The 15,553-nt window shown below is 67.4% G+C and carries 19 protein-coding genes; 4 read left to right on the forward strand and 15 right to left on the reverse strand.

From position 1 onward, the window contains the following. Position 1: 1 nt before the first annotated feature. The 5 genes from ABEG18_RS15160 to ABEG18_RS15180 all read right to left on the reverse strand — a co-directional run bounded on the left by ABEG18_RS15160 (position 2) and on the right by ABEG18_RS15180 (position 4,469). Positions 2 to 637: a hypothetical protein gene (locus ABEG18_RS15160; protein ID WP_406853890.1), complete on the reverse strand. Its 636-nt coding sequence runs from the start codon at positions 635 to 637 to the stop codon at positions 2 to 4. Between the two features lie 155 nt (positions 638 to 792). Further along, complete coding sequence (locus ABEG18_RS15165) at positions 793 to 2,325, reverse strand: acyl-CoA carboxylase subunit beta (RefSeq protein ID WP_406853891.1); 1,533 nt, start codon at positions 2,323 to 2,325, stop codon at positions 793 to 795. Positions 2,326 to 2,453: 128 nt separating this feature from the next. Further along, positions 2,454 to 2,879: an organic hydroperoxide resistance protein gene (locus ABEG18_RS15170; RefSeq protein WP_406853892.1), complete on the reverse strand. Its 426-nt coding sequence runs from the start codon at positions 2,877 to 2,879 to the stop codon at positions 2,454 to 2,456. Between the two features lie 95 nt (positions 2,880 to 2,974). Continuing rightward, the gene (locus ABEG18_RS15175; protein ID WP_406853893.1) at positions 2,975 to 3,766 is read right to left on the reverse strand and encodes an ATP12 family chaperone protein; all 792 of its coding nucleotides are present in this window, start codon (positions 3,764 to 3,766) and stop codon (positions 2,975 to 2,977) included. A 67-nt stretch (positions 3,767 to 3,833) separates the two neighbouring features. After that, positions 3,834 to 4,469 carry an HAD-IA family hydrolase gene (locus ABEG18_RS15180; RefSeq protein ID WP_406853894.1) on the reverse strand — a complete coding sequence of 212 codons (636 nt, stop codon included), beginning with the start codon at positions 4,467 to 4,469 and terminating at the stop codon, positions 3,834 to 3,836. 196 nt (positions 4,470 to 4,665) lie between these two features. Between ABEG18_RS15180 and ABEG18_RS15185 the strand changes: the two genes are divergently transcribed. Further along, positions 4,666 to 4,851, forward strand: coding sequence for a Flp family type IVb pilin (locus ABEG18_RS15185; protein WP_406853895.1), 186 nt, complete (start codon positions 4,666 to 4,668; stop codon positions 4,849 to 4,851). 86 nt (positions 4,852 to 4,937) lie between these two features. After that, a complete protein-coding gene (locus ABEG18_RS15190) occupies positions 4,938 to 5,138 on the forward strand; it encodes a Flp family type IVb pilin (RefSeq protein ID WP_406853896.1) in 201 nt (66 codons plus the stop codon). A gap of 17 nt (positions 5,139 to 5,155) precedes the next feature. On the opposite strand, the gene ABEG18_RS15195 is transcribed toward ABEG18_RS15190, so the two are convergent. From ABEG18_RS15195 to rpsM, 8 genes are all read right to left on the reverse strand, one after another. After that, a complete protein-coding gene (locus tag ABEG18_RS15195) occupies positions 5,156 to 6,634 on the reverse strand; it encodes an RluA family pseudouridine synthase (protein WP_406853897.1) in 1,479 nt (492 codons plus the stop codon). Then, the gene (crcB, locus tag ABEG18_RS15200) at positions 6,631 to 7,014 is read right to left on the reverse strand and encodes a fluoride efflux transporter CrcB (RefSeq protein ID WP_406853898.1); all 384 of its coding nucleotides are present in this window, start codon (positions 7,012 to 7,014) and stop codon (positions 6,631 to 6,633) included. Before crcB ends, ABEG18_RS15195 begins: the two co-directional genes overlap by 4 nt. A 95-nt stretch (positions 7,015 to 7,109) precedes the next feature. Next, on the reverse strand, positions 7,110 to 8,417 hold the full coding sequence (locus tag ABEG18_RS15205; protein ID WP_406853899.1) for a replication-associated recombination protein A: 1,308 nt from the start codon (positions 8,415 to 8,417) through the stop codon (positions 7,110 to 7,112). A gap of 72 nt (positions 8,418 to 8,489) precedes the next feature. Continuing rightward, a complete protein-coding gene (locus ABEG18_RS15210) occupies positions 8,490 to 9,911 on the reverse strand; it encodes a DegQ family serine endoprotease (protein ID WP_406853900.1) in 1,422 nt (473 codons plus the stop codon). A 161-nt stretch (positions 9,912 to 10,072) separates the two neighbouring features. Then, positions 10,073 to 10,498: a 50S ribosomal protein L17 gene (rplQ, locus tag ABEG18_RS15215; RefSeq protein ID WP_406853901.1), complete on the reverse strand. Its 426-nt coding sequence runs from the start codon at positions 10,496 to 10,498 to the stop codon at positions 10,073 to 10,075. A gap of 102 nt (positions 10,499 to 10,600) precedes the next feature. Further along, entirely contained in the window at positions 10,601 to 11,617 is a 1,017-nt protein-coding gene (locus ABEG18_RS15220) for a DNA-directed RNA polymerase subunit alpha (RefSeq protein ID WP_406853902.1), read from the reverse strand. A gap of 124 nt (positions 11,618 to 11,741) precedes the next feature. After that, the gene (rpsK, locus tag ABEG18_RS15225; RefSeq protein ID WP_188518751.1) at positions 11,742 to 12,131 is read right to left on the reverse strand and encodes a 30S ribosomal protein S11; all 390 of its coding nucleotides are present in this window, start codon (positions 12,129 to 12,131) and stop codon (positions 11,742 to 11,744) included. 161 nt (positions 12,132 to 12,292) lie between these two features. After that, positions 12,293 to 12,661, reverse strand: a complete 369-nt coding sequence (rpsM, locus tag ABEG18_RS15230) for a 30S ribosomal protein S13 (RefSeq protein WP_406853903.1) — start codon at positions 12,659 to 12,661, stop codon at positions 12,293 to 12,295. Between the two features lie 286 nt (positions 12,662 to 12,947). Here rpsM and ABEG18_RS15235 point away from each other — a divergent pair, with 286 nt between their 5' ends. Both ABEG18_RS15235 and ABEG18_RS15240 read left to right on the forward strand, forming a co-directional pair. Continuing rightward, entirely contained in the window at positions 12,948 to 13,235 is a 288-nt protein-coding gene (locus ABEG18_RS15235; RefSeq protein WP_406853904.1) for a hypothetical protein, read from the forward strand. Positions 13,236 to 13,242: 7 nt separating this feature from the next. Further along, positions 13,243 to 13,590 (forward strand): hypothetical protein, encoded by a 348-nt coding sequence (locus ABEG18_RS15240; protein WP_406853905.1) that lies wholly within the window; start codon positions 13,243 to 13,245, stop codon positions 13,588 to 13,590. Between the two features lie 49 nt (positions 13,591 to 13,639). Here the strand turns inward: ABEG18_RS15240 and ABEG18_RS15245 are convergent, their stop codons facing one another. Together ABEG18_RS15245 and secY are read right to left on the reverse strand one after the other, a co-directional pair. Beyond that, complete coding sequence (locus tag ABEG18_RS15245; protein ID WP_406853906.1) at positions 13,640 to 14,221, reverse strand: adenylate kinase; 582 nt, start codon at positions 14,219 to 14,221, stop codon at positions 13,640 to 13,642. After that, positions 14,218 to 15,552, reverse strand: coding sequence for a preprotein translocase subunit SecY (gene secY, locus ABEG18_RS15250; protein ID WP_406853907.1), 1,335 nt, complete (start codon positions 15,550 to 15,552; stop codon positions 14,218 to 14,220). Before secY ends, ABEG18_RS15245 begins: the two co-directional genes overlap by 4 nt. Between the last annotated feature and the right edge of the window lies 1 nt (position 15,553).

Raw genomic sequence — 15,553 nt, forward strand, 5'->3', positions numbered from 1 at the left:
ATCAGGCCGCCTGGGCCAGTCTCGCGGCCCGGGGCCGGGCCAGTTCGCCCAGAAAAGCGGCGAGCCGCGTCTCGACCGCCGAGGCCGCGGGCGTCCGCGACAGGCGCTCGGCCACCCAGTTCCCCGCCGGGACGCCGGCCGCGAGTTCGCGGAGCGCCGAATCGGCGGCGGCGCGCGGCGCCCAGCCCTCTTCGGCGCAGATCGCGTCTTCGGAGAGCACCGCGGTGAGAACGCGCGCGAAGCACGCGCCCAGGCTGGCGACGGGAGCATGCGCCAGCGCGATCCAGGCGCCGCGCGCCAGCGCCGGAGCGGCCGCCGGGCCCACGGACGTCGAAAGCGACAGAAGGTGGCTGGCGACGGCGGCGAGGAACAGCGCCTCGACCGGACCGCGATCCGCCCTGCCCTCGGCGGCGACGGCGAGGTCCCACATGGCCTCGGCTTCGCGCCGGGTCACCGGTCCGCTTCCGCCCTTTCGCAGCGCCTCGGCCGCGCTTGCGGCCACGACTTCGAGCGCCGAGCCGGAGAGGACCGCCTCGCGCGCCTGCCTCAGGCCGGAGAGGCAGGCCGCCGCGCCGTCGTCCTGGCGCATGGGGGAAGCGGGAACGCAGAAATCGGGATCATACGCAGACCAAGGCACTGCTGAACTCCTGAAGGAAGTACGGTTGTTCCCGCCAGCATCCCTCGTGCGGGTCAGCGGCGGGTTAAGGGTCGCGAGCCATGACGGCTCATGCTTACGACCCCGTTAAACCAACGGCTTCGTCCCCCATTTCGTTCAAACGATGTCGGCTCGCGTCAGAGCGGCAGGTTATCGTGCTTGCGCCAGGGCTGCTCGGCCTTCTTGTCCGCCAGCATCGCCAGCGCCCGGGCGACCCGCCTGCGCGTGCCGTGCGGCATGATGACCTCGTCGACATAGCCGCGCTCGGCCGCCACGAAGGGCGAGAGGAAGCGCTCCTCATACTCTTTGGTGCGCGCCGCGATCTTGTCGGCGTCGCCGATGTCCTGCCGGAAAATGATCTCCACCGCTCCTTTGGCGCCCATGACGGCGATCTGGGCGGTCGGCCAGGCGTAATTCACGTCCGCGCCGACATGCTTGGACGCCATCACGTCATAGGCGCCGCCGAAGGCCTTGCGGGTGATCACGGTGACGAGCGGCACGGTGGCCTGCGAATAGGCGAAGAGCAGCTTGGCGCCGTGCTTGATGAGGCCGCCATATTCCTGCGCCGTGCCCGGCAGGAAGCCCGGGACGTCCACGAAGGTCACGATCGGGATGTTGAAGGCGTCGCAGAAGCGCACGAATCGCGCCGCCTTTCGGGAGGCGTCGGAGTCCAGAACCCCGGCCAGAACCATCGGCTGGTTGGCGACGACGCCGACGCTGCGCCCCTCCATCCGGGCGAAGCCGGTGACGATGTTCCTGGCGTAGCTCTCCTGGATTTCGAAGAAGTCGCCCTCGTCGACCACTTTCGCGATCAGCTCCTTCATGTCGTAGGGCTTGTTCGGGTTGTCGGGCACCAACGTGTCGAGCGACATCTCGACCCGGTCCTCCGCGTCGAAGCTCGGCCAGGAGGGCGGGCCCTGGGTGTTGTTGGAGGGCAGGAAATCCATCAGGCGGCGCACCTGCAGGAGCGCCTCGACGTCGTTGTCCCAGGCGCCGTCGGCGACGGACGACTTGGTGGTGTGGACCTTGGCTCCGCCAAGCTCTTCGGCCGTCACGGTCTCGTTGGTGACGGTCTTCACCACGTCCGGCCCGGTCACGAACATGTAGCTCGTGTCGCGCACCATGAAGATGAAGTCCGTCATGGCCGGCGAATAGACGTCCCCGCCGGCGCACGGCCCCATGATGACGGAGATCTGCGGAACGACCCCGGACGAGATCACGTTGCGGCGGAACACCTCGCCATAGCCGCCGAGCGCCGCCACGCCCTCCTGGATGCGGGCGCCGCCGGCGTCGAAGAGGCCGATCACGGGAGCGCGCATCTTCAGCGCCATATCCTGGATCTTGGTGATCTTGGCGGCGTGCGTCTCCGACAGCGAGCCGCCGAACACCGTGAAGTCCTTGGCGAACACGAAGACGGTGCGGCCGTTGATGGTGCCCCAGCCGGTGACGACGCCGTCGCCTGGAACCTTGCTGGCCTCCATGCCGAAATCCGTGCAGCGGTGCTGCACGAAGGTGTCGAACTCCTCGAAGGACCCGGTGTCGAGCAGAAGCTCGATGCGCTCGCGGGCGGTGAGCTTGCCGCGCGCATGCTGCGCCTCGATGCGCTTGGCGCCGCCGCCGAGCTTGGCGTCGGCGCGCCGCGCGTCGAGCCTCTCCAGGATGTCCTTCATCGAACCCCGTCCTTCCCGTCCCGCCGGCCCGTCGCCGCCATGGAGGCCGGCGGAGACGGACTATGATCCTCGACAGGCTGCTTAGCACGCGCCTGCCGCCCGGTGGAACTCGACGGATGGACGAGGGCCTATTCGACGGTCAGGCTGACCTCGACATTGTTGCGCGTGGCGTTGCTGTAGGGGCAGACGATGTGAGCGTCATGCACCAGGGTCTCGGCCTGCGCCCGCTCGATGCCGGGCAGCGAGATGCGCAGGTCCACCTTGATGGCGAAGCCGGTCGGGATCGGGCCGATGCCCACATCGGCCGACACCTTGGCGTCGTCCGGGATCTTGACGCTGCTCTTGCGGGCCACGGCCTTGATGGCGCCCAGGAAACAGGCCGAATAGCCGGCCGCGAACAGCTGCTCCGGGTTCGTCGCGGCTCCGCCGGCGCCGCCCATCTCCTTGGGCACGGAGAGCTTGACGTCGATGACGCCGTCGGACGACACGGCCCGGCCGTCGCGGCCTCCGGTGGCGGAGGCATGGGCGGTGTAGACGACTTTTGGCTGGTCCATGGGGGAGGTCTCCTGTTGCGCCGGCGTCGGCCAGCGGATCACGAGACCCAAATAGGGCGCGGCTTCCCGCCGGCACCCCCGCGGCCGCGAGGCGTCTAGGCCAGACCGATCAGCTGGATCATCCGGGCCGACGCCTCCATCTCCGTCCATCGCCTTGCCCGACGCTCCAGCGCCTCGTCGTCCATGCCCCAGACCTCCATCTGGAAGTCCTCGTCCACATGCGCGGCCGCCCAGGCCTCGACGGCCGACAGGCGCCCCATGGCCACGGCCAGCGCCAGCAGGACGGAGCCGGTGAGGCTCGTGATGGTGGAAAGAGCCGCCAGCGCGATCGGATCCCGAATGGACGCGACAGCGCCGCGCACCGCCTCCACTGAGCCGGGCGGCTGCTCGGCGAAGACCACGCCCTCGGTCAGGAAGAATCTCGCGCCCAGCGCCTCGCGCGCCCAGTCCAGCACCGGGTCCCAGGCGTCGGCCTGCATGGCGACGAGCCTGGCCGGTTCGCCGGCCCGGTAGCACAGCAAGTCCGAACCGGCGTAGCGGGCGATGTCGTCCACGACCTCCTCGCGCATCCGGGCGACGCCGTCGAGCCCTGAATTGACCAGGCGGGTGAGCGGCATCCGGGCGGGGTCGATCTCCGCCCCCTGAGCCGCCCACTCGGCCGCGACGGCCTCCGCGGCGGCGGCCGTAGGAAGAGCGAGCGGCGCCTTGGCGGGCGTGCGGGCGGGGCGATCGTCCAGCGTCAGGACGAAGCCGGCCTCGGATGGCTTGGTGGACGCCTCCCTGTAGAAGCGGCGCGGCGGAACGGGCTTTGAGCCGATCCGGGCGGACCGCCGGGGATCGGGCGCTTCGTCTTCGGGGGGGAACCAGGCAGGCGCATCGTCAGTCATGGGCTTGGATGTGGAGCCCCGACCGTCCCTTGTCCAGTGCCGTGCGCCCGTCGAACGGCCGCCGTCGTCAGGGGTCCAGTTCGTCGAAGCTGGAGATGATCCGCTCCGCGCCCGCGGCCCGCAGCAGGTCCGGGCCGTGATGGCCCCAATCCACCCCGATCGCACGCAGGCCTGCGGCCCTCGCCATCTCGACGTCGAAGGTGGTGTCGCCGATCACGACCGCGTCGCCCGGCTCCGCGCCGATCGCGGCGAGAGCCTGCAGCGCCATGGCCGGATGAGGCTTGGAGGGCGCGTCGTCGGCGGTCTGAACGGTCGCGAAGAGCGGGCCCCATCCCTCCGCGTCGAGAATCCGCGTCACGCCCCGGCGCGACTTGCCGGTGACGAGGCCCAGCGCCGTCCCGGGCCGGGCGGCGAGCCGCCTCAGGACCGCATCGGCCCCGGGAAAGAGGCGCTCACGATGGCCAGGAGCCGAAACGCGGGACCGAAACGCATCCCGGTAGCGCGCGACCAGGTCCTCGACCGGCCCGTCCGGCCCCACCAGCGCCTCGTAGGTCGGGATCAGCGACACGCCCACTAGGGCCAGCAAGGTCGCCGGGGCTGGCGGCTCCATGCCGAGCGCCGCGAAGGCTGAGGCGTGCGACGCCAGGATCGTCGACGCACTGTCGACGAGCGTTCCATCCATATCGAAAAGGTAGGCGCGCATGGCTCACGCGCCCCGCGCCGAGAGGCGCTCGCGCGCACTGGCAACCCAGCGCAACCAGAGAAGCGATAATTTACCATATGTCATTCAAGCATCCAGAATTGTCATCTCATTTCTTGAAAATAATCATCGGTTAAGGGGCCGCGGCTAGGTTTGCTCATGCCACAACGAATGGCATTCGACAACCAGGAGCCAAACAATGCTTTCTCTCATCAAGTCTTTCGCTCGTAACGAGTCTGGCGCCACCGCGATCGAGTACGGCCTGATCGCCGGCATCCTCGGCATCGGCATCGTCGCGGGCGCCAACGTCCTGAAGAACAGCGTCAACGCGAACTTCAACTCGTTGGGCGGCAACCTCAAGAAGTGTAACGACGGCACTTGCTGATTTTCGCAGCGTATTCGCTCGGCTGATACAGAGGACCCCGGCGGCGACGCCGGGGTCTTTCGCTAGACGAACCCGTGAGGCGTCCAATGATGCGCCGTTTGGTAATCGCGATACGTCGTTTCCTCCAGAAAGAAGAGTCGGGCGCGACAGCCATAGAGTATGTGGTGATGTCAGCAATTCTGGCCGCCGGGCTCGTCGTCGGTGCGGGCCTTTACAAGAACAGCGTGAAAGCCATGTTCGGCCACGTCGCCACCGACGTCCACAATTGTGCTGACGGATCCTGTTAAAATGAACCTGACCTTCCTCACGCCTCCGGCGCCTCCTCGATCGGGTCGTAGCGAGCCGTGTCGAAGCCCAGCAGGTTCCACGATTGCCGCATGTGCGGCGGCAAAGGCGCGGTGATGTCGATCGGCTTGCCCGTCCGCGGATGAGGAATCACGATCCGCCGGGCCAGGAGATGCAGGCGGTTCTGAATCCCGCCCGGCAACTCCCAGTTCTCGATGTTGAAATATTTCGGATCGCCCACGATCGGATGGCCGATATGGACGGTGTGGGCGCGCAACTGGTGCGTACGGCCGGTGACCGGCTTGAGCGACAGCCAGGCGAGCTTTTGCGCCGCCGTCTCCACCACCGCGTAATAGGTGACCGCATGCGTGGCCCCTTCGGCCCCGTGTTTCGCCACGTGCATCTTGGCGTCGCCCTCGTCGTCCTCGCCCTTGGCCAGATAGGTCGAGATGCGGCCCTGCTTGACCCTCGGAACTCCGGCGACCAGAGCCCAATAGGTCTTGCGGGTGTCGCGCGACCGGAAGCTCTTGGCCATGGTGGACGCCGCGAAGCGCGTCTTGGCGATCACAAGGCAGCCTGAGGTGTCGCGATCGAGCCTGTGCACCAGCCGGGGCGTCTGGCCTTTGGCGTCGGTCAGGGATTCCAGCATCTTGTCCACATGGGTCGTCATGCCCGACCCGCCCTGGACCGCGAGACCCATCGGCTTGTCGATGACGAGCATGTCGTCGTCTTCGTAGAGCGTGATCGATTTCAGAAAGGCCCGGGTCTCCTCGTCCGCCTTCGAGGCGCGCGGCCCCGTCTTCGGCGGCTCCAGCGACAGGGGCGGAATCCGGACGGCCTGCCCCTCCAGGAGCCGGTCCTTCGTTTCCACCCGCTTGCCGTTCACCCGCAACTCGCCCTTGCGGACGACCCGCTGGATGTGGCTGAAGGACAGTCCCGGAAAGCGCGCCTCCAGGAAGCGGTCCACCCGCATTCCGGCTTCGTCCGCCGTGACGGCGACGGTCTGCACGCCGGTCATCGCCGGCGCGGCCTCCTTTGCCTCCGGAGTGCCCTGCTCTCCCCGAGCCGGCTCACGCGGCGCCGGCTGGGCCTGCTCGATCTGACGCGGAGACGCGGCTTCGCCGGTCCAGCCACGGGACCGGCGAGGCGCGGAGGTTTCGCTGGGCATGAACCGCAAGGGCTCTCCGCCGCTCTCGTCCCCACGCCGGCGGGTCCGCCCCGCCAAGAGGGGCGCTCCCGTCCCGTAGGGCTTGGCCGACCGCGAGGCCTTGCCGGCGCCCGACGGTCCGCCCGCGCCGAAGGACTTGCCTGCGTCGCGGGAGGGCCGGTCCTGCTGAGCCGGCGCTCCGGATCGCTTTCCCGCGCCCCTGCCCGCGCTCTTGCCCGCGCCGCCGGCTGGCGCCGCCGTTCCCGGCCGCGTCCGTCCGGCCCGTCCGCCCGCGCCGGCGCCGGCGCTCGGGCGGCCGCCGCCCGGCCTCTTGGGTCCGCCGCTCTTCATGTCAAGCTCCTGACGATCGCGAGGCCGGCGAGCAGCCCCAATATGGACAGCACGACCGAGGCGATCGCGTAGGCGATGGCGAGGCTCGTCGAGCCCCGCTCCCACAGCAGGACGGCGTCGAGCGAGAAGGCCGAAAAGGTCGTGAACCCGCCGCACACGCCCGTGGTCAGGAACAGCCTGGCCGGCTGCGACCAGCCTTCGCCGGCCTTGAACGCGAAAAACGCCGCCAACAGACCCATGGCGGCTGAACCGGCCACGTTGATCGCCAGCGTGTTCCACGGAAACGCCGTCCCGAAGCTTCGGGCGATGGCGACATTCGACGCGTGGCGCAGCGCCGCCCCGAGCCCGCCTCCGATGAAAACCAGTAATGTCGACTGCATGTCCGTCCAGCCCCGCCGCAAGACCTCGCGGTCCCGTCAGCCAGAGCGGGTGGTAGCACCGCCGGCCGGTCCTGAATACCCCGGCGGGGCGCGGATCACCCGCCGCGCTCGCCGCGCAGCTTGTCCCACCACTCCATCCGCTTGCGGATCTCGCGCTCGAAACCCCGCTCCACGGGCTCGTAGAAAGCCTGGCGCCCGAGCTTCTCCGGCCAATAATCCTGGCCCGAGAAGGCGTCCGGCTCGTCATGGTCGTAGCGGTAGCCCGCGCCGTAGTCCTCCTGCTTCATCAGCTTCGTCGGCGCGTTCAGGATAGTCTTGGGCGGCGTCAGCGAGCCTCCCTCCTTGGCGGCCCGCAGCGCGGCCTTGTAGGCGGTGTAGACGGCGTTGGATTTGGGCGCTGTCGCCAGGTAGACGGTGGCCTGGGCCAGCGCGAGCTCGCCCTCCGGCGAGCCCAGATAGTCGTAGGCGTCCTTGGCGGCGTTGGCGATCACCAGGGCCTGGGGATCGGCCAACCCGATGTCCTCGACCGCCATCCGGACGAGGCGCCGGCCGATATAGAGAGGGTTCTCGCCGGCGTCGAGCATGCGGGCCAGGTAATACAGCGCCGCGTCGGGATCCGACCCGCGCACGGTCTTGTGCAGCGCGCTGATCAGATTGTAGTGCCCGTCCTGGCCCTTATCGTAGATCGGGGCCCGCCTCTGGACGACGCGCGACAGCCCGGCCACGTCGAAGACCTCGCCGGGCTTGGCGGCGCGCCAGAGCTCCTCGGCGAGCGTCAGCGACGCCCGTCCGTCCCCGTCCGCCATCGCCACGAGGGCGGCCCGGGCCTCCGCGTCGACAGGAAGCGGCATGCCCTCCACGGCCTCGGCGCGCGCCAGAAGGCGCGCGATGGCGCTCTCGTCCAGCGATCGGAAGGTCAACACGCGCGCCCGCGACAGAAGCGCGGCGTTGAGCTCGAAGGACGGGTTCTCGGTCGTCGCCCCCACGAGGGTGATCGTGCCGTCCTCCATCACGGGCAGGAAGGCGTCCTGCTGCGAGCGGTTGAAGCGGTGGATCTCGTCGACGAAGAGCAGCGTGCCGCGCCCGGTCGCGCGGCGCCCCCGCGCGGCCTCGAAGACCTTCTTGAGATCGGCGACGCCGGTGAAGATCGCCGAGATCGGCTCGAAGTGAAGCGTCGTCTCATGCGCGAGCAAGCGCGCGACGGTGGTCTTGCCGGTGCCGGGCGGCCCCCAAAAAATGAGCGATCCGAGCGAGCCGGACTCGACCAGCCGCGTCAGCGCGCCCTCCGGCCCGACCAGATGCTCCTGGCCGACCACTTCGTCGAGGGTCGTCGGGCGCAGCCGGTCGGCCAGGGGACGGGGCGCGCCCTTCTCCAGGCCCGCGGCTTCGAACAGAGTGGACATGAGCCAGAGATAGCGACGTCAGGGCCAGGACGCCATCCCCCGCAGCGCGGGCCTCGAGGCCTGCCGGCGCCCCTACCCCCCGACCGCGGTGGTGAGGACTTCGCCGCCCCGCTGCACGACCAGCTTCCAGTAATACTGCCGGGGCTTGGCGAGCTTCTCCAGCTCGCGGGTGGACTTCACCGGGTTGTCGTCGACGTTCAGGATCACGTCGCCCTTCTTGAGGCCGAGTTCCGCGGCCTGCGATCCGGGCGCGACGTCGGCCACCACGACGCCATCCAGCCCGATCTCGGCGGAGATCTCCTCCGCCACGGCGGGCGAAGCGTTCATCACCGTGGCCCCGGCCAGCGGCCAACGCCCCTTGAGCACGACCGTGTCGCGGGGGCGGCTTTCGGGCGCGGGAGAGAGCTTCACCGGCATGACGATCTTCTTGCCCGCCCGCAGCACGCTGAGCGAGGCCGTCCCGCCCAAGGGCTTGGTGGCGAAACGGAAGCCGAAGCCGTCCGGATCGTCGACGGTCTGCCCGTCGACGGACAGGATCACGTCGCCGGCCTTGAGCCCCGCCTCGGCGGCCGGGCTCTTGTCCACCACGGAGGCCACGAGGGCGCCGGTCGGCCGGTCCAGGCCCAGGCTCTCGGTCAGGTCTGACGAGACGGCCTGGAGCTTGCCGCCGAACCACGGCCGCCGCACGCTCTTGCTGCCGCCCTTGGCGGACGCCACCACCACCTTGACCATGTTGGCCGGGATCGCGAACCCGATGCCATGGCTGCCGCCCGATTGGGAGAAGATGGCGGTGTTGACGCCGATGAGCCGTCCATTCACGTCGATGAGGGCCCCGCCGGAATTGCCCGGATTGATGGCCGCGTCAGTCTGGATGAAAAACTGGTAGTCGGAGACGCCCACCTGGGTGCGCGCCAGCGCGGACACGATGCCGGACGTGACGGTCTGGCCGACCCCGAACGGGTTGCCCACGGCGAGGACAAGGTCTCCGACCTCCAGCGCGTCCGAGTCGCCCAATTCCAGCGCCTTGAAGGGCTCAGATCCCTTGATCTTGAGCACCGCCAAATCCGTGCGCGGATCGCGCAGCACGATGTCGGCCTCGAATTCACGCTTGTCGGCGAGCGCCACCTTCACCTCCGTCATGCCCTCGATGACGTGATGATTGGTGACCACGAAGCCGGACGGATCGACGATGACCCCGGACCCGAGCGAGCGCTGAACCCGTTCCTGCGGCTGGTCCGCCCCGCCCCCGAAGAAGCGGCGGAAGATGGGATCGTCCAGGTAAGGATTGCGCGGCATTTTCTGCACGCGGGTGGCGTAGACATTGACCACGCCGGGGCTGACGCGATGCACCAGCGGCGCGAAACTCGCCTTGGCCTGCGCCATGGTCTGTGGAACGGGCGCCTGCAGGCCCTGCGCCGAGGCGTCCTTGCCGGCTCCGCCCCAGGCCAGCATGAGGAACGCCGCGCCGAGCAGTGGCTTGATCATCGTCCGCATGGCGTGATTCCCATCAGGGTTGAAGGTGAGAGCGCATATAGCGAGCCCCGTGGGCGCGAGAAAGAGCGGTCGCGCACGCGCCGCGGCCATGGCCTCGCTGGCCGGAACGAAAAAGGGCGGCCCGAGAGCCGCCCTGAAGGTCGCTGGAGATGAGAGGGGGCTTACGCCGCCTCCTCCATGTCGCCGCCGGCGTTCTGGCTCGGCCCGGAGTCCTGGCCGCGCGCATCGACGTCGCGATCGACGAACTCGATCACCGCCATGGCGGCGTTGTCGCCGAAGCGGAAGCCGGCCTTCATGATGCGGGTGTAGCCGCCGTTGCGCTCCGCGTAGCGCGGGCCCAGCACGTCGAAGAGCTTCTTGACGAGCTGCACGTCCTTGATCTGCGCGATCGCCTGGCGGCGGGCGTGCAGGTCGCCGCGCTTGCCCAGCGTCACCAGCTTTTCGATGACGGGACGCAGGTCCTTGGCCTTCGGCAGCGTCGTGATGATCTGCTCGTGCTTGATCAGAGCCTGGCACATGTTCGCAAACATGGCCTTGCGGTGCTCGGCCGAGCGGTTGAACCGGCGGCCCCTAAATCCATGGCGCATAGGATCTCTCCTTGATGGTTCGGCCGCCGTGCCAAGGGTCGGCCGTCTTCATTGTGGGTCAGGCGACGGTTGATCCGTCGCCCGCCCGGCAGAACGATCGGCTCAGTAGTGCTCTTCGAAGCGCTTCGCGAGCTCTTCGATGTTCTCCGGCGGCCAGCCGGCGATTTCCATGCCGAGATGCAAGCCCATGCCCGCGAGCACTTCCTTGATCTCGTTCAGCGACTTGCGGCCGAAGTTCGGGGTGCGGAGCATCTCCGCCTCCGTCTTCTGGATCAGGTCGCCGATATAGACGATGTTGTCGTTCTTCAGGCAGTTCGCCGAACGGACCGAAAGCTCCAGCTCGTCGACCTTCTTGAGCAGCGCCGGGTTGAAGGCGAGCTCCGGCATCGCGGTCTTCTCTTCCTCGCGCCGGGGCTCCTCGAAGTTCACGAACACTTCGAGCTGGTCCTGCAGGATGCGGGCGGCGTAAGCCACGGAATCCTCGGGCGACACGCCACCGTTGGTCTCGACGACCAGCGTCAGCTTGTCATAGTCGAGGATCTGGCCCTCGCGGGTGTTCTCGACCCGGTAGCTGACCTTCTTGACCGGCGAGTAGAGGCTGTCGACCGGGATCAGGCCGATCGGCGCATCTTCCGGACGGTTGCGGTCGGCCGCGACGTAGCCCTTGCCCATCTTGACCGTGAACTCCATGCGGATCTCCGCGCCCTCGTCAAGGGTGCAGATGACGAGCTCGGGGTTCAGGATCTGGCAGTCGCCGGGGGTCTGGATGTCGCCGGCCTTGACCTGGCCGGGGCCCTGCTTGCGCAGCGTCAGGCGCTTCATGCCCTCCGCCTGCATCTTGATCGAGATCGCCTTGATGTTCAGGACGATGTCGGTGACGTCTTCACGCACGCCCGGAATGGACGAGAACTCGTGCAGCACGCCGTCGATGTGGACGGAGGTGATCGCCGCGCCCTGGAGCGAGGACAGGAGAATGCGGCGCAGGGCGTTGCCGAGCGTCACGCCGAAGCCGCGCTCGAGCGGCTCGGCGACGAGCGTAGCCACCCGCTTGCCGTCGTCGCCCGCGGTGACTTCGAGCTTCGTCGGCTTGATCAGGTCTTGCCAGTTCTTCTGGATCACGGGTGTTGTCCCTCATGAAAGAGCGCGAGGCATATCGGTCCGTCGACCCTGGCCTCGCGTTCACGATGGCGGATGGTGACGTCTCCCTGCCCCGTCGGACGGGGAGACGCAGTCTTGGGTCGCGTCAGACGCGACGACGCTTGCGCGGGCGGCAGCCGTTGTGCGGGATCGGCGTGACGTCGCGGATCGAGGTCACCGTAAAGCCGGCGGCCTGCAGGGCGCGCAGCGCCGACTCACGGCCCGAACCGGGTCCCGTCACCTCGACTTCGAGGGTGCGCATGCCGTGCTCGGCGGCCTTGCGGCCGGCGTCCTCGGCCGCCACCTGGGCGGCGTACGGGGTCGACTTGCGCGAGCCCTTGAAGCCCATCATGCCAGCCGACGACCAGGCGATGGTGTTGCCCTGCGCGTCCGTGATCGTGATCATCGTGTTGTTGAACGAGGCGTTCACGTGAGCGACGCCCGACACGATGTTCTTGCGTTCGCGGCGACGAACGCGGGTTGCTTCCTTGGCCATGGGATCGAGATCCTTCTTGCGCGCCCGTCATGCCAGGCGCTCGGGATGGAGGTGGTCGATTGTGGACCGCGAGCCTTCAGGCTCGCAGCCTGTTGCTGGATCCCCTTCCCGGCCCGCGTTGCGGGCCGCCGGGGATGACCTGCCGCGCTGCGCGCGTCAGGTCACTTCTTCTTGCCGGCGATCGGCTTGGACTTGCCCTTGCGGGTGCGCGCGTTGGTGTGCGTGCGCTGGCCGCGGACCGGCAGGTTGCGGCGATGGCGCAGGCCGCGGTAGCAGCCGAGATCCATCAGGCGCTTGATGTTCATCGCCACTTCGCGGCGCAGGTCGCCCTCGACCGTGTAGTCGCGGTCGATCATCTCGCGGATCTGCAGCACCTCGTTGTCGGTGAGCTGCGCCACGCGGCGATCGGCCGGGATCCCGACAGCCGTCGTGATCTCCTCGGCCTTCTTGGCGCCGATGCCGTGAATGTACTGAAGGGCGATCACGACGCGCTTGTTCGTCGGGATGTTGACGCCTGCGATACGTGCCATTTCGGCCGTCTCCATGTCGCCGGGCTCGCGCCCGGAGCCGGGCTGGTCCCGGCGGTTGCTGGTCCCGCGCGTCCGGTGGAGGCCGGCCCCTGCGCGGTTGGCTTCACAAACGAACAGACCCCCGCCGCCCCGCCAGGAGGCCTCGGGAGTCCAATTCATGAAACCGGATAAGCGGGTGGTTAGGGGATTGAGGCGGCGGTGTCAAGCCGCGCAGTGAGTTGACACTGATAGCCAAATATACGAATATGTTCCTAATTTGGAGGTTGCCATGCGATCCAGGTCAGTCTTGAAGTATTCCCCGGCGCAACCAAGGACGCCGGCAGGCCAACAAGGCGCAGGCCAATGGACAGACGCGCCGAACGGCGTCGAACTCGATCCACTCGATCTGATCCTGCAAATCTCATACGACTTCGGCAGCTTGATAGCCGAGGTTCCGTATAGCGGCGGCAGGCTCTGCGTTTATCGCTTTTCCTTCGGCGATGTCATCGCGGAAGGCCCGGCCCGCTTCGCGTGCCCAACTTGGACGACGCCTGCCGCCGTTTCGCATGGGATCCTTCTCAACGACAATCGCTGAGGACGAAATGGTCAGTCTTTCCGATATTCTGAAGAACTTCGCAATTTCTCCTGCTGCCGAGCAAGCTCTAGGAGGGATCGAGGCACGATTTCAGGAAAAAACGCTCCAAGAACCCGCCGCCCTCTGTCTCGCTTGGGGGCGAATAAGACCCAAGGGTGCGCTTCCAGACGAAGGACTCCTCATCGGGGCGTACACGTCTGCGCAATTGAAACAGATTCCACAGGACGCGATAGGCGTGTTCGGAAACAGAAAGCTCGTCTTTTTCATCACTGAAAAACACTTTGACCACTTCGCAGGCAAGATGCTGGATTGGTCACAAGACAAAGGCCTTTTTCTCCGGCCGGCTGACCGGTGACCAACCCTGCCGTGTCACGGCAGGGTCAGTCCCGGTGGGGGACTTAAGCCTAACCCCCGATCGCCGCCTTCATGGCCTCTGTCACCGCGTCGATGGGCTGCATGCCGTCGATGCGCTTCAGGCGGTCGGTCTTCTCATAATAGGGAGACACCACGGCGGTGTCGCGGTTGTAGGCGGCCAGGCGGGTCTTGAAGACCTCCGGATCGTCGTCCTTGCGCACCGGCAGGCCGGCCGCGGCCGTCTCCTCGGCGCGCTTGACGATGCGGTGCACCAGCGCATCCTGGTCGACCACCAGCTCGACGACCGAGTCGAGCTTCAGGCCTTTCGCCTCGAGCATCCTGTCCAGGGCTTCGGCCTGCGCGACCGTGCGCGGGAAGCCGTCCAGGATGAAGCCTCGCTTGGCGTCGGCCTCCTCGATGCGGTCGGCCACGATGCCGATGACGATGTCGTCGGAGACGAGCCCGCCCGCCTCCATGACCGCCTTGGCCTTGAGGCCGATCGGCGTGCCGGCCGAAACGGCGGCGCGGAGCATGTCGCCGGTCGACAGCTGGGGGATGCCCAACCTCTCCACCAGCCGGACCGCCTGCGTGCCCTTGCCCGCCCCGGGCGGTCCCAACAAGATCAACCTCAACGACGCCTCCCCCGCAGCTTCGCCTTTTTCACGAGGCCTTCATACTGATGCGCCAGCAGATGGCCGTGAACCTGCGCCACCGTGTCCATCGTGACGCTCACGACGATCAGCAGCGACGTTCCACCGAAATAGAACGGCAGCGCGAATTGCGAAATCAGCAGTTCGGGCAACATGCAGATGATGACGAGGTAGCCAGCGCCCAGGACGGTGATGCGCGTCAGCACCTTGTCGATGAACTCGGCGGTGCGCTCGCCCGGCCGGATTCCGGGAATGAAGCCGCCATGCTTCTTCAGGTTGTCAGCCGTCTCCTGCGGATTGAACACGATAGCCGTGTAGAAGAAGGCGAAGAACACGATCAGGCCGGCGTAGAGCAGCATGAAAAGCGGCCGGCCGTGGCCCAGATAGACCGCCATGTTGGCCAGGAAGCCGGTGCCGCCGGACTGGGCCGAGAAACCTGCGATCGTCGTCGGCAGCAGCAGCAGCGACGAGGCGAAGATCGGCGGGATGACGCCCGAGGTGTTCAGCTTCAGCGGCAGGAACGAGGTCTGCCCCTCATAGACCCGGTTGCCGACCTGGCGCTTGGGGTAGTTGATCAGCAGCCGGCGCTGCGCCCGCTCCATGAACACGATGAAGGCGATCACCGCCGCCGACATCAGCACGACGCCCAGCAGAAGGATGGCCGGGATCGCGCCCTGGCGGCTGAGGTCCAGGGTGCCGACCACGGCGGACGGAAGCTCCGCCACGATGCCAGCGAAGATGATCAGCGAGGAGCCGTTGCCGATGCCGCGGGCGGTGATCTGCTCGCCCAGCCACATCAGGAACATGGTGCCGCCGACCAGCGTGATCGTGGTCGAGATCTCGAAGAACAGGCCCGGATTGGCCACGACGTTGGAGGAACCCTGCAGGCCCTTGGAGATGCCGTAGGCCTGGAACGTCGCCAGCACGACCGTGAGGTAGCGCGTGTACTGGTTGATGACCTTGCGGCCGCCCTCGCCTTCCTTCTTCAAGGCCTCCAGGCTCGGCACGATCGACGTGAGGAGCTGGATGATGATCGAGGCCGAGATGTAGGGCATGATGTTCAGGGCGAAGATCGCCAGTCGGCCGACGGCGCCGCCCGAGAACATGTTGAACAGGCCCAGCACGCCCTGCTGCTGCTGCTTGAAGATGTCGTTGAGCGCATCGATGTTGATCCCGGGCAGCGGGATGTAGGTCCCCAGCCGGTAGACCAGCAGCGCGCCGAGCGTGAACCAGATCCGCTTCTTGAGTTCCTCGGCCTTCGCCAAGGCGCCGAAATTCAGGTTCGCTGCAAGCTGTTCAGCCGCGGATGCCATA

Origin of the sequence: Alsobacter sp. KACC 23698, assembly GCF_045348435.1 — a bacterium.
GTDB lineage: Bacteria > Pseudomonadota > Alphaproteobacteria > Rhizobiales > Beijerinckiaceae > Alsobacter.